At 67.9% G+C, this 13,553-nt stretch carries 10 protein-coding genes; all 10 read left to right on the top strand.

Going from position 1 to position 13,553, the window contains the following annotated elements; all coding sequences use genetic code 11:
- The first annotated feature begins 168 nt into the window (after nt 1-168).
- Nucleotides 169-1,626 carry a gamma-aminobutyraldehyde dehydrogenase gene (locus DKM19_RS07545; RefSeq protein WP_204358695.1) on the top strand — a complete coding sequence of 486 codons (1,458 nt, stop codon included), beginning with the start codon at nt 169-171 and terminating at the stop codon, nt 1,624-1,626.
- A 25-nt stretch (nt 1,627-1,651) separates the two neighbouring features.
- Nucleotides 1,652-2,797 (top strand): ABC transporter ATP-binding protein, encoded by a 1,146-nt coding sequence (locus tag DKM19_RS07550; protein WP_110695075.1) that lies wholly within the window; start codon nt 1,652-1,654, stop codon nt 2,795-2,797.
- A gap of 8 nt (nt 2,798-2,805) precedes the next feature.
- Nucleotides 2,806-4,050: a spermidine/putrescine ABC transporter substrate-binding protein gene (locus DKM19_RS07555; RefSeq protein ID WP_110695076.1), complete on the top strand. Its 1,245-nt coding sequence runs from the start codon at nt 2,806-2,808 to the stop codon at nt 4,048-4,050.
- Between the two features lie 58 nt (nt 4,051-4,108).
- Complete coding sequence (locus DKM19_RS07560) at nt 4,109-4,960, top strand: ABC transporter permease (RefSeq protein WP_110695077.1); 852 nt, start codon at nt 4,109-4,111, stop codon at nt 4,958-4,960.
- Nucleotides 4,957-5,838, top strand: a complete 882-nt coding sequence (locus tag DKM19_RS07565) for an ABC transporter permease (protein ID WP_110695078.1) — start codon at nt 4,957-4,959, stop codon at nt 5,836-5,838. The genes DKM19_RS07560 and DKM19_RS07565 overlap by 4 nt, the downstream gene beginning before the upstream one ends.
- A 172-nt stretch (nt 5,839-6,010) precedes the next feature.
- Nucleotides 6,011-7,405, top strand: coding sequence for an FAD-binding oxidoreductase (locus tag DKM19_RS07570; protein ID WP_110695079.1), 1,395 nt, complete (start codon nt 6,011-6,013; stop codon nt 7,403-7,405).
- 348 nt (nt 7,406-7,753) lie between these two features.
- Nucleotides 7,754-8,641 (top strand): alpha/beta hydrolase, encoded by an 888-nt coding sequence (locus tag DKM19_RS07575; protein WP_110695080.1) that lies wholly within the window; start codon nt 7,754-7,756, stop codon nt 8,639-8,641.
- Nucleotides 8,642-8,646: 5 nt separating this feature from the next.
- On the top strand, nt 8,647-9,786 hold the full coding sequence (locus tag DKM19_RS07580; RefSeq protein ID WP_110695081.1) for an N-acetylglucosamine kinase: 1,140 nt from the start codon (nt 8,647-8,649) through the stop codon (nt 9,784-9,786).
- Between the two features lie 663 nt (nt 9,787-10,449).
- Complete coding sequence (locus tag DKM19_RS07585) at nt 10,450-11,646, top strand: cation:proton antiporter (RefSeq protein WP_110695082.1); 1,197 nt, start codon at nt 10,450-10,452, stop codon at nt 11,644-11,646.
- Nucleotides 11,647-12,087: 441 nt separating this feature from the next.
- A complete protein-coding gene (gene ilvA, locus DKM19_RS07590) occupies nt 12,088-13,350 on the top strand; it encodes a threonine ammonia-lyase IlvA (RefSeq protein WP_110695083.1) in 1,263 nt (420 codons plus the stop codon).
- Nucleotides 13,351-13,553: the final 203 nt, after the last annotated feature.

The following is a 13,553-nucleotide window of genomic DNA, read 5'->3' on the forward strand; positions in this document are numbered from 1 at the left end:
AGGCTGTTGCCGTCATGTTGCGGCTCCGATGCGACATGGTGTCAGTTCTGGGCCTTCTGTCAAGCGATTTCGTAGCAATTTGGTATCTTAACAACGAAATCCCTTGTCGCGAGGCTTCCTCTCTGTAAGAGTCGCGACAACTCAGCCCCAAGCGCAAGGAGGTCGACCTTGACCACCCCGGTTGAGAACCACGCACCCACTCACCTGCGGAATTACATCAACGGTGAGTTCGTGGACGCCAAAAGCGGCCGGTTCTCCGATGTCATCGACCCCTGCACCGGAGAGGCCTATCTTCAGGCCCCGATCTCCGGTCCGGAGGACGTCGACGCAGCCTATGCCGCGGCAGCCGCCGCGTTCGAGTCCTGGAGCCAGACCACGCCGGGCGAACGCGCCAACCTGCTCCTCAAGGTCGCCGACGCGATCGAGGCGCGGGCCGACGAGCTGAACGAGGCCGAGTGCCTCAACACCGGCAAGCCGCGCGCCCGCATGGCGGAGGACGAGACGCCGATCGCCGCCGATCACTTCCGCTTCTTCGCGGGCGCCGCGCGCACGCTGGAGGGGCCGACGTCGGGTGAGTTCCTCGCGGACCACACCTCCATGATCAGGTACGAGCCGATCGGCGTCGTGGGCCAGGTCACGCCCTGGAACTATCCGATGATGATGGCGGTCTGGAAGATCGCCCCCGCGATCGCCGCGGGAAACACCGTCGTGCTCAAGCCCTCCGACACCACCCCGGCCGCGACGATCAAGCTGGCCGAGATCCTGGGCGAGATCCTGCCGAAGGGCGTCTTCAACGTCGTCGCCGGCGACCGCGAGACCGGTGCCCTGGTCGTGGGACACCCGACCGCGCAGATGGTCGCGATCACCGGTTCGGTCGGCGCCGGCATGGCCGTGGCCAAGTCCGCGGCCGACGACCTCAAGCGGGTCCACCTGGAGCTCGGCGGCAAGGCCCCGGTCGTCGTCTTCGACGACGTCACCGACCTCAAGGCCGCCGCCGACGCCATCGCCACGGCGGGTCTCTACAACGCCGGCCAGGACTGCACGGCGGCCTGCCGCGTGCTGGTCCACGAGAACGTCCACGACGAGTTCGTGGCCGCGCTCACCGAGGCGGCCGCGAACACCGTGACGGGTGACCTGTCCAACGAGGACGCCCTGTACGGCCCGCTCAACAACGCCAACCAGCTGGCCCGCGTCTCGGGTTTCTTCGACCGGGTCCCTGACCACGCCAAGGTCCTGACCGGCGGCCACCGGGTGGGTGACAAGGGCTACTTCTTCGCGCCGACCATCGTGGACGGCCTCCACCAGGACGACGAGATGGTGCAGGACGAGATCTTCGGGCCGGTCATCACCGTCCAGACCTTCTCCGACGAGACCGACGCCGTGGCCAAGGCCAACGGCGTCAGGTACGGCCTGTCGAGTTCGGTGTGGACGTCGAACCACGGCCGGGCAATGCGCGTGTCAAAGCGTCTTGACTTCGGCGTCGTGTGGGTTAACACTCACATCCCTTTCGTCTCAGAAATGCCTCACGGAGGCTTCAAGCACTCTGGTTACGGCAAGGATTTGTCCGTTTTCGGACTGCACGATTACCTTCGCATCAAGCACGTCATGCACTACATCGGCGAATAGCCGCGAACAGAGGGATAAGCCTGGCATGACCGAAACCCAGGCGGGCATTGAGGCGGCCGCCGCCGCCTCCGGCTCGTCCAATGTGCCCGCCATCGAACTCGACGGGGTCGTCAAGGAATACCTCTCCCAGGGAGAGGCCGTCCGGGCGGTCAAGGGCGTCACCATGTCGATCACCGAGGGAGAGTTCTTCTCGCTCCTCGGACCTTCGGGCTGCGGTAAGACCACGACCATGCGCATGATCGCCGGGTTCGAGGATCCGACACAGGGCAAGGTGTGGTTGCACGGCCAGGACGTGACCAACGTTCCTCCCAACAAGCGCGACGTGAACATGGTGTTCCAGTCCTACGCGCTGTTCCCGCACATGAACGTCTGGGAGAACGTCGCCTTCGGCCTCAGGCGCAGGAAGGTGGCGGCCGACGAGATCAAGCGGCGCGTCGGCGAGATCCTGGAGATCGTCGACCTCACCGGCCGTGAGAAGCGCCGTCCCCGGGAGATGTCCGGCGGTCAGCAGCAGCGGGTCGCCCTGGCCCGCGCCCTGGTCAACAACCCCCGGGCGCTCCTGCTGGACGAGCCGCTGGGCGCCCTGGACCTCAAGCTCCGCCAGGCCATGCAGATCGAGCTCAAGCGAATCCAGCGCGAGGTCGGCATCACGTTCGTCTACGTGACGCACGACCAGAGCGAGGCGCTCACCATGAGCGACCGCATCGCCGTCATGAACGACGGCCAGGTCGACCAACTCGCCTCACCCCGCGAGATTTACGAGCGTCCGGCCACCCCGTTCGTCGCCGGATTCATCGGCACCTCCAACCTGCTCAGCGGCACCGTGGACCGGATCACCTCCGGCTTCGCCGTGCTCAGGCTCGGAGGGGAGGATCGGGTGCTCGTGGCCGGTGAATCACACCAGGCCGGAGACCCGATCGCCGTCACGGTACGGCCGGAGAAGATCAGGATTTCCACCGAGGAGCCGACGGGTGACGTCAGCGTCGTGCGCGGCACCGTCTTCGAAGTGGTCTATCTCGGCCTTTACAACAGCTACGCGGTAAGTCTGGCCGACGGTGCCGAGGTCACCGTATTCCAGCAGAACGCGGTCGACAGTACGAGCACGGCGGAGCGTGGCGATGCCGTCTGGCTGTCGTGGCAGCCGCAACACTCGTACGCAATCGGAAGTTGAGTCCTGCCATGCACGATTCCCGCACGAACCCCGCCTTTCTGCGTGGCATGACGCAGAGCCGTTCCGTCACCCGTCGTGACGCCTTCCGCATGGCGGGGCTGTCGGCCGCCGGTCTCGCACTGGCCGCCTGCGGTGTCCAGGGCAAGAAGGTCGCGGCGCCCCAGAAGGACGCCGTCGCCGAATACTGGGCCGCCCAGAAGAAGAACGGCACCCTGCGCTTCGCCAACTGGCCGCTGTACATCGACAAGGACGGCAAGAAGTATCCGTCGCTGGACCTGTTCACCAAGGACACCGGCATCCAGGTGGCCTACCAGGAGGCCATCCAGGACAACAGCACGTTCTTCGGCAAGGTCCAGCCTCTGCTCGCGGCCAACAACGACATCGGCTACGACCTGATGGTGCTGACCAACGGCCTCCAGCTGAGCAAGGCCATCGAGCTGGGCTACCTGGTCCCGCTGGACCACTCCAAGCTGCCGAACTTCGCCGCCAACGCGGCGCCGAAGGTCAAGAACCCGACCTGGGACCCGAACAACACCCACACGATCCCGTGGACGGTCGGCCTCACCGGCATCGCCTACAACCCCAAGTACGTGGACGAGGTCACCAGCATGGAGGACCTCTGGAACCCCAAGTACAAGGGCAAGGTCGGCATGATGCTCGACACCCAGGAGGTCGCGAACTTCGGCATGTTCGCCCTGGGCATCGACCCCGACACCTCGGGCGAGGCCGACTGGCGGAAGGCCGGCGAGAAGCTCAAGCAGCAGCGCGACGCGGGGCTCGTCCGCAAGTACTACGAGAACGACTACGTCGACGCGCTCGCCCGGGGCGACGTGTGGATCACCATGGCCTGGTCGGGCGACATCTTCCAGCAGGTCGCCGAGGGCAAGGACCTGAAGTTCGTGGTGCCCCAGGAGGGCGGCACGATCTGGACCGACAACATGTGCATCCCCAAGACCGCGCAGAACCCGCTGGACGCGCTGACGCTGATGGACTACGTCTACCAGCCCAAGATCGCCACCATGCTGGTGGAGTACATCAACTACATCACCCCGGTGCCCGCCACCAAGGACCTGGTCCTCGCCGACGCGGAGAAGGCCACGGGTGACGACAAGGCGTCGCTGGAGCAGATCGCCAACAGCCCGCTGATCTACCCCTCCGAGGCGGACCAGGCCAAGCTGCGGTCGTACAAGGCGCTGACCTCCGCGGAGGAGAAGATCTTCGAGAGCATCTTCCAGCCGGTCACGCAGGGCTAGAGGTCATGGAGCCGATCCGGCGCCCTGAGCGCCGTGAGCCTCGTGAGGTGAGCGACCGATGAAACGCTTCGCTCCCTACCTGCTCATCCTGCCCGGCGGCCTCTGGCTGTTGATCTTCCTGGTGGTGCCGATGGTCTTCATGGCCTCGGTCTCCACCCAGGAGGGCGACGTGGTGAACGGTTTCGTCCAGACGTTCAACTTCTCGGTGTACGGCGACGCGCTGGTGCAGTACCAGACGCAGTTCCTGCGGTCCGCCGGATACGGCCTGGTCGCGACGGTCATCTCCATCGCGATGGCCTACCCGGTGGCCTACTGGATCGCCTTCAAGGGCGGCGCCCGGAAGTCCACCTACCTGCTGCTGGTGCTGCTGCCGTTTTTCGTCTCGTTCGTGCTGCGCACGGTGTCGTGGAAGTTCCTGCTGGCCGACGACGGCATGCTGCTGTCCCCGATGAAGTCGATGGGCCTGGTGCCCGACGACTTCCACGTGCTGCAGACGACGACGGCGGTGATCGGCGGGCTGGTCTACAACTACCTGCCGTTCATGATCCTGCCGATCTACGTGGCACTGGAGCGGGTGGATCCCCGGGTGGTCGAGGCCGCCCAGGACCTCTACGCGGCCAAGCGCTCGGCCTTCGCCAAGGTCGTGCTGCCGCTCTCGCTGCCGGGCGTGTTCGCCGGGGTGCTGATGACGTTCGTCCCGATGACCGCGGACTACGTCAACGCCGGCATCCTCGGAGGCCCGCAGAACACGATGATCGGCAACATCATCCAGACCAAGTATCTGGTCAACAACGACTACCCGACCGCCGCCGCGCTGTCGTTCACGCTGATGGCGGTGATGCTGATCGGCATCTTCGCCTATGCCAAGGCGCTCGGCACCGAGAACGTGCTGGAGGCGGCGGCCCGATGACGAGCACGAGTGAAACCGGCGCGGTCGGCACCGTACCGCCCCCGCGCGCGTCCGGCACGACGTCCGGCGCACGATCCGGGCCACCGGTGACGAAGAAGAGCGGCCGGTTCGGTGACCGGCTGCTCAAGGGCTACGTCTGGCTGATCCTCGCCTGGCTGTTCCTGCCGATCGTGGTCATGATCGTGTTCGGCTTCAACGACACCCAGAGCAAGTCCAACGTGACCTGGCAGGGCTTCACCTTCAAATGGTGGGGCCGCCTGGGCGACTACCCCGATCTGACCACCGCGGTGTTCAACTCGCTCAAGATCGCCGTGATCAGCGTGGTGATCACGACGGTGATCGGCACGTTCATGGGGCTGGCCCTGGGCCGTTACCGGTTCCGCGGGCAGGGCGCGACCAACCTGGTGCTGTTCGCCGCGATCGCCTCGCCGGAGCTTGTCATGGGCGCCTCGCTGCTGTCGCTGTTCGTCAGCAGCGGCGTGCAGACCGGCTTCGTGACCGTGATCATCGCGCACGTGCTGTTCTCGCTGTCGTTCGTGGCGATCACGGTGCGGGCCCGGGTGGTCGGGCTGGACCCGTCGATCGAGGAGGCGGCGCGCGACCTCGGGGCGTCCACGTGGGTGACGTTCTGGCGGGTGACGTTCCCGATGATCCTGCCCGGCGTCGTCTCGGGCGCGCTGCTGGCCTTCGCGCTGTCCATCGACGACTTCGTGATCACCCAGTTCACCAGCGGTTCCGTCCAGACGTTCCCGCTGTGGATCTGGGGTGCCACCCGTATCGGGGTGCCGCCACAGGTCAACATCATCGGAACGCTTATATTCGCGGTAGGCGTCGTGATCGCCGTGGTCAACACGGTGACTTCCCGCCGCCGCACCTAAGCTGCCCTCAGCCCCGTGCCACCGAAGGGCGGCGCGGGGCTTCGGTGTATTCAGATCCTCGGCAGAGAACAGGGAGGCGAGATCGGACTCAGGCGGGGGGAACCCGCGCGTGATCTTCAAGGTCACGCGATACACATAAAAACAACCTGACTCACGTAGGGAAGTGAGATTTGTGGATCCGCTGAAGGCTCTTGCTGATGCGGAGCGCAAGCCGTACTGGCTCGACAGTCCGGCGAAACCTGAGCCGCTGCCGCGGCTCTTCGGAAACACGACCGCCGATCTCGCGGTGGTCGGCGGAGGCTTCTCGGGGCTCTGGACCGCCCTGATGGCGAAGGAGCGTGATCCGTCGCTCGACGTGGTCCTGCTTGAGGGACGCAGGATCGGCTGGGCGGCGTCCGGCCGCAACGGCGGCTTCGCCATGGCCACGCTCACCCACGGGATCGCGAACGGGCTCGAACGCTGGCCCGAAGAGATCTCCACGCTCGAGCGCCTGGGTGTCACGAACCTCGACGAGATCGGTGAGGCCGTCGCCAGGTACGACATCGACTGCGGCTACGAGCGCACCGGCGAGCTGCACGTGGCCACCGAGCCCTGGCAGCTGGAGGCGATGAGCGAGCACGTCGAGATCACCCACGAGCTGGGTGTCCGCTTCGACATCCTCGACCAGGAGCAGATCCGGGCGGAGGTGAACTCGCCCACGTACATCGGAGGCCAGTGGGAGCGCGACGGCTGCGCCATGCTCGATCCCGCCCGGCTGGCCTGGGGGCTCAGGCAGGCCTGCCTCTCCCTGGGCGTGCGCATCTACGAGCGCACGCCGGTCCGGGCCATGAAGGACTCCCAGGTGAGCATGGATCTGCTCACCCCCAACGGCACGGTCAAGGCGGGCAAGGTCGCCCTCGGCACCGGGGTGTTCCAGCCGCTGCTGCGGCGGCTGAAGCACTTCCTCGTGCCGGTCTACGACTACGCGCTGATGACCGAGCCGCTCTCCGCGGAGCAGATGGACGCCGTCGGCTGGCACAACCGGCAGGGCGTCGGCGACTCGGCCAACCAGTTCCACTACTACCGGCTGACCGACGACAACCGCATTCTCTGGGGTGGCTACGACGCGGTCTACTACAACGGCGGAAAGATCAAGCCGGAGTACGAGCAGCGCGACGAGACCTTCGTCAAGCTGGCGGAGCACTTCTCCGTGACGTTCCCCCAGCTCTCCGAGCTGCGCTTCACCCACAAGTGGGGCGGCGTCATCGACACCTGCAGCCGGTTCAGCGCCTTCTACGGCCAGTCGCACGGCGGGCGCCTCGCCTACGCCGCCGGCTACACCGGCATGGGCGTCGGCGCGACCCGCTTCGGGGCCAATGTCATGCTCGACCTGCTGAGCGGTGAGAAGACCGAGCGGACCGAGCTCCGGATGGTTCAGGAGAAGCCGGTCCCCTTCCCACCCGAGCCGGTTCGCTCGGCCGGGATCCAGATGACCCGGTGGTCGATCGCCCAGGCCGACCTCCACCAGGGCCGCCGCAACCTCTGGTTGCGGACCCTGGACCGGATGGGTCTGGGATTCGACTCCTAGGTTCTTCAGAGGGTGTTCCTCCGGTCCCGCCCTCCAGGCGGGGCCGGAGGCATCCGCTTCCGGCCGGTCGTGGGTTCGCGAGACCCGGCCCGATCGATCGTCTCCGGCCGCGGAGGCCCTGCGGGCTGTGCGGGCTGCGCGGGCTGTGCGGGCGCCTTCGCGTCCGGTGCGCGGGTTACGCGGATCACCGTGTTTGCGGCCCCGGCCCCTGGCCCCCGTGCGCGCTGTCAGGCGCTTTCACATTCGGCGCGCGGATCGCACGGATCGTCGTATTTCCGGCCCCCGGTCACCGTGCGTACCGTCGGGTGCTTTTGGCGTCCGGTGCGTAGGCCGTACAGACTTGGGGGTATGTCCGAGAAGGTGAAGTTCACGGTCGACGGCGTCACGCTCGTCGGCGACCTGCGGGTTCCGGCGACACCGGGTCCGCACCCCGCGCTTGTTCTCACGGGACCGTTCACCGGCACCCGGGACCAGGTCATCGGGCTGTACGCGTCCCGCCTGGCCGGGGCGGGATACGTGACGCTGGCGTTCGACCACCGGAACTGGGGCGAATCCGGCGGTGAGCCGCGCTGCCACGAGGACCCGCAGGGCAAACTGCACGACCTGCGGGCCGCCGTCTCGCTGCTCCGCTCGCGGCCCGAGGTGGACGGCGAGCGGATCGGCGCGGTCGGGATCTGTCTCGGCGGGGGCTACGCGCTCAAATTCGCCGCGTTCGATCCCCGGGTGAAGGTCTTCGCGGGCATCGCCGGGGCCTACAACAACCCCTACGGCATGCGCGCCGGAATGTCGCCGGGCGGTTATCAGGACGCGCTGAGCTCCTTCGCCGGGATACTGGAGCGCCAGGATCTGGGTGGTCCGGTGGAATACCTGCCCGCGGTGGCACAGGAGGGGGAGGCGGCCATGCCGTCCGGAGAGCCGTTCGCCTACTACGGCACCTCCAGGGGTGCTTCCGCGCACTGGCGCAACGAGGTGACCAGGGCCTCCGTCCGTGAGCTGATCACTCTGGACAACATGACCGGCGCCGACTTCCTGTCTCCCAAGCCCGGTCTGATCGTGCACGGGGTGGTGGACGGCTTCTGCTCGCCCGAGGGCGCGGAGGAGGCGTACAAGCGGATGGACGGACCCAAGAAGCTCGTCTGGCTGGACGCCAAGCTGCACATCGACCTCTACGACGCCGAACCGTACGTCACCCAGGCCGTGGAGGCCACGGCCTCCTTCCTCGGCGAACACCTCTGATCGCGATGTTCGTTCTGGGACTGGACGTCGGCGGCACGTCCTCACGCGCGCTTCTGCTCGACGCCTCGGGGCGACGGGTCGGGTACGGCAAGGCGGCGGGCGGCAACCCGGCCGCCCACGGGACCGAGGTGGCCGCCGCCAACATCGGCAGAGCGCTGGAGCCCGCCCTCCGCGGGATCGACCCCGCCCAGGTGGCCGGGGCGGTCATCGGGATGGCCGGGGCCGGGGCACTGGAGCGGGCGGTGTTCGACCTGATGTGGGCCTCGGCCGGGCTGCGCCCCGCCCCGCGGGTGACCGGCGACCTGGGCATCGCGTTCGCCGCCGGTACGGCGGAGCCGTGCGGCACCGTGCTCATCGCCGGGACCGGGGCGATCGCCGCCAGGATCGAGGACGGCGAACCGACGGTGATCGCCGACGGGCTCGGCTGGCTGCTGGGGGACGAGGGCTCCGGGTTCTGGCTGGGGCGGGAGGCGGCCCGCGTCGCCGCCCGCGCGCTCAGCCGGGGCGAGGCGGCCGGGCGGCTGGTCCGCCTGGTGGCCGCCGCCCTGCTGGACGAGGAGTCACTGCCGGACGCCGTGCACGTGGCGCGCGGACCGCAGGGACCGCAGGGACAAGGCTCTGGGAACGGTGCTCAGGAGGCGCAGGGGCGGCCTCCCGGGAACGGTGCTCGGGAGGCGCAGGGCCGGCCTCCCGGGAACGGTGAGATCCTGCGAGGCGGTGTTCCGGAGATCGGCGCCGGGGCCGCCGGAACGCTCGCGGGCATGCGGGCTCTGGCGATCAAGCTGGTGATCGGGGCGCAGTCGCGTCCCCCGCTGGAGCTGGCCAGGCTCGCGCCCCTGGTCAGCCAGGCGGCGGCCGAGGGGGATCCGGCCGCGCTGGAGATCGTGGACACGGCGGCCCGGCTGCTCTGCCGGACGGTGGCCGAGGTGCGCGCGGCGGAGGAGAGCGGCCCCGTCGTGCTGTCCGGAAGCGTGCTGACCAGCGAGGGGCCGGTGTGCTCCGCCGTACGGGAGCGGCTGGGGGCCTCGACGGTCCTGGCGGGGGACGGGGCAGGGGCGGCGGCGTGGCTGGCGGGCCGGGAGGCGTTCGGCTGGGATCCGGTGACCGCCGCGCGGCTGCACGAGCGGATCGTCTCGGGCGGGTGAGTCACGTCGCGCGCCGGGGCCGCGCCGTTCCGAGCGGGGGCCGATCGAGACGCCCCGGCATTTCCAGATCGAGACGCTCCGGCGTTTCCGGCGGGGCCGATCGAGACGCTCTGAGGTTTCCGATGGGGCTGATCAAGAGGCTCTGGGGTTTTCAGCGGGGCCGATCGAGACGCTCTGGCGGTGGGCCCACCTGGCGCCGCGACCTAATCCGACAAACACTGATAAAATGGTAGAGAATTCCACCAAGCGTTAGGGTCTGGTTTGTCGCGGAGGGTCGTCGGTACGGTCGCGGCCCTGCTGCTGGCCATATTCGCCGTCCTCTACGCGCCGCTCTCGAAGCCCGCGGACCACCACCCGGTCGCTCCTGACGCCGCGATAACGCTGGCCAGCGGGGTTGGGCTCTCTCCCGCGCATCTCCACCCTGCGACCCACACCCTGCCCCCGCCGGGCCTCGGGCTCGCGCCGCCCGGCACCGGAACGCCGGCCCCGCTCCTGTCTCCGGGACGGGGCCCCGCCACGCGGGCCGTGAACGATGACAGCAGTCCCCGAGCGCCTCCGTCAAACGACCTCTGAGATTCGGTTCCCAGGTCACTTGACGGAGGTTTTCCATGTTCCACGAATGTGTGTTCACCCTGCCCGGATTCTCCCTTCGAGGGGGACCTCATGGCACTGGGTGACGCTCTCATCGCCCTCGGCGGCTCGTTCCTGGCCGCCGGGATCATCGCCAGGCTCGGCACCCGGATCGGGTTGCCGACCATCCCGCTGTTCATGCTCGCGGGCGTCATCTTCGGCCCGCACACCCCCGGCCTCGCCCTGGTCGAGAACCCGGCGGACCTGAAGGTCATCGCCGCGCTCGGCCTGATCTTCCTGCTGTTCTACCTCGGCCTGGAGTTCTCCCTCGACGACCTGGTCTCGGGGGGCAGGCGGCTGGTGATGGCCGGGGTCGTCTACATCCTGCTCAACGTCGGCGGTGGTCTGGCCTTCGGATTCGCCGTCGGATGGGGGACCAGGGAGGCGCTGGTGCTGGCCGGGGTGATCGGCATCTCCTCCTCGGCGATCGTGACCAAGCTGCTCGTCGACCTCGGACGCCTCGGCAATCCGGAGAGCCGGCTCATCCTCGGCATCATCGTCGTCGAGGACGTCTTCCTCGCGCTCTACCTCGCCGTGCTGCAGCCGGTCCTCAGCGGCGCCGACAGTTTCGCCGCCGCCGCGATCTCCTTCGGCAAGGCGTTCGCCTTCCTGCTCGTGCTGACCGCCCTGGCCCGGTGGGGCACCCGGCTGGTCAGCAAGCTGGTGAACACCAGGGACGACGAGCTCCTCGTGGTGACGTTCACCGGTCTGGCGATCCTCACCGCCGGGGTCGCGGAGGAGTTCGGCGTCTCCGACGCCATCGGCGCCTTCATGATCGGCCTCATTCTGAGCTCGACCAAGGCGGCTCCGCGCATCCGCCGGCTCGTTCACCCGCTCAGGGACGCCTTCGCCGCGCTGTTCTTCTTCGCCTTCGGCCTGTCCATCGAGCCGGGGGACATGCTCTCGGTCGCGTGGCCGATCGTGATCGCGGTGGTGATCACGCTGGTGCTCAACGTCGTGGCCGGCGCGCTGGCCGCGAGGCTGAACTCCCTCGGCACGTCGGAGGCGGTCAACATCTCGCTCACCGTGCTCTCTCGCGGTGAGTTCGCCCTGATCCTGGCGACCATGGCTCTGGCCGCGGGCCTGGACGGCAGGCTCGCCCCGTTCATCGCCGGGTACGTGCTCGTGCTCGCCCTGTTCGGACCGCTGATCGCGAGCCGTTCCGAGCCGATCGCACGTCTGCTCCCCGACTGGGGACGGAGGGCCGAGAAGCGAGAACTCGTGCCCTGAGGGGTAGGACTCCGGAGTACTTCGGGGGTTGACCTGGCCGGGGGCAGAGGGAGTCTCCCGGTCAGGTGCCGAGAACCGGTGGAAACTCACCACCTCCGACCGGGAGGACCGGCTCGACCGGCTCGACCGGCATGCCACCGGTCGACGGGGAGAACCCCTCGGCCACGTCGGCGGCATGATCAACCCCCGAAGGATCTCCGAAGCCGATGGTCGCTTGGTGAAACGATCGCCCGGCGGCATCGTCCGGGCCGAAGGTAAATCCGATATCAAGCCAATTTTTGTCGGAATCCGGCCATCGGAGGGGGTGAAGTTGGATCGTTTGGCCAGATCGGCTATTACGTAGATGGTGACCACGCACCGTGTGATTGGCTCCGACCCGCCGCCTGACGCTCGACGCCGCTGTCGCGGAGCCGTCACGCCAATCGGTCCGCGGACACGGCGATGACGACGCGCGGAGTTCCGATCGACGCCGATGCCGTGGATGACGCGGCAGGCCGCCTGGCCGGCGTGGTGTCGACGACGCCACTCGAACGCAACACACGCCTCTCCGATGCGATGAGCGCCGAAGTGTGGCTCAAACGCGAGGATCTGCAGACCGTGCGCTCCTACAAGGTGCGTGGCGCGTTCAACTTGATCGCACAGCTCGACGACATCGCGCGAGCGGCCGGAGTGGTCGCCGCCAGTGCGGGCAATCATGCGCAGGGCGTGGCTTACGCCTGCTCGGCGCTCGGCGTTCACGGGCGGGTGTACCTACCGCGCACGACGCCGCGCCAGAAGCGCGACCGGATCGCGGCGCTGGGCGGCAGCATGATCGAGACCATCCTGGGCGGCGATACCTACGACGAGGCGGCCGCGGCCGCGGCCGCCGATGCCCGTGCCACCGGCGCGACGATCGTGCCGGCGTTCGACGACGCGCGGACCATCGCCGGCCAGGGGACCGTCATCCGCGAGGCGGTGGAGCAGCTCGGCGCCAGCCCGGATGTGGTCGTACTGCCCGTTGGCGGAGGAGGGCTGCTGGCCGGTTCTCTCACATGGCTGGCCCAGCGGCACCCGCAGACCCGCGTCATCGGCGTCGAGCCTGAGGGAGCGGCAGGCGTCGCCGCGGCACTCGCGGCCGGCGAGCCCGTCACCCTGAGCGAGATCGACACCTTCGTCGACGGCGCCGCCGTGCGCAGAGTCGGAGCCATCACATTCCCGATCATCGCGGCCTCGGGTGTTGAACTCGTCGCGGTGCCGGAAGGCCGAGTGTGCAGCGAGATGCTGGCCCTCTACCAGACCGACGGCATCATCGCCGAGCCTGCCGGTGCGCTCGCCAGCTCCGCCCTCGGAATGTCAACGGTCGAGATCCCAGACTCCGCCAGAGTGATCTGCGTGCTTTCCGGTGGAAACAATGACGTCAGCCGCTATGCCGAGGTTGTCGAACGCTCTTTGATCTACGAGGAGCGCAAGCATTATTTCCTGGTCGAGTTTCCCCAGGAGCCGGGTGCCCTGCGCCGATTCCTCGACGAGGTGCTCGGCCCCAACGAAGACATCACGCTGTTCGAATACGTCAAGCGCAGCAACCGCGAAACGGGCCCCGCCCTGGTCGGTATCGAGCTGGCCAGCCCCGATGACCTGCCGAGTCTGCTGAAGCGAATGGAGACCGCTCCGCCCCGGATCGAACGGATCGATGCCTCCAGCCCGCTCTTTCGATTCCTGCTGTGAGCCCCGGGAGCCGCGGCGCCCCGTTGCCGGGGTCGGCCATCGGGGTCGGCCGAGGAACATCGCCGACACCGGAGATCGGGCCGGATCTCAGCAGGCTTCTGTCTCCACCCGCCGCGACCCACTGTCGAACACGCCCTCAATGCTCAATTTCGATATAATTCCATATTGTGCGGGATTCGAGCCAGGCGTGGGATACCGCGACG

This window comes from Streptosporangium sp. 'caverna' (assembly GCF_003203775.1).
Taxonomy (GTDB): Bacteria; Actinomycetota; Actinomycetes; order Streptosporangiales; family Streptosporangiaceae; genus Streptosporangium; species Streptosporangium subroseum.

What these genes read in the sequence shown, in the direction of transcription:
- DKM19_RS07550 (WP_110695075.1), top strand. Translation starts at nt 1,652, where the DNA reads ATGACCGAAACCCAGGCGGGCATTGAGGCGGCCGCCGCCGCCTCCGGC.
- DKM19_RS07555 (WP_110695076.1), top strand. Translation starts at nt 2,806, where the DNA reads ATGCACGATTCCCGCACGAACCCCGCCTTTCTGCGTGGCATGACGCAG.
- DKM19_RS07560 (WP_110695077.1), top strand. Translation starts at nt 4,109, where the DNA reads ATGAAACGCTTCGCTCCCTACCTGCTCATCCTGCCCGGCGGCCTCTGG.
- DKM19_RS07565 (WP_110695078.1), top strand. Translation starts at nt 4,957, where the DNA reads ATGACGAGCACGAGTGAAACCGGCGCGGTCGGCACCGTACCGCCCCCG.
- DKM19_RS07575 (WP_110695080.1), top strand. Translation starts at nt 7,754, where the DNA reads ATGTCCGAGAAGGTGAAGTTCACGGTCGACGGCGTCACGCTCGTCGGC.
- DKM19_RS07580 (WP_110695081.1), top strand. Translation starts at nt 8,647, where the DNA reads ATGTTCGTTCTGGGACTGGACGTCGGCGGCACGTCCTCACGCGCGCTT.
- DKM19_RS07585 (WP_110695082.1), top strand. Translation starts at nt 10,450, where the DNA reads ATGGCACTGGGTGACGCTCTCATCGCCCTCGGCGGCTCGTTCCTGGCC.
- ilvA (WP_110695083.1), top strand. Translation starts at nt 12,088, where the DNA reads ATGACGACGCGCGGAGTTCCGATCGACGCCGATGCCGTGGATGACGCG.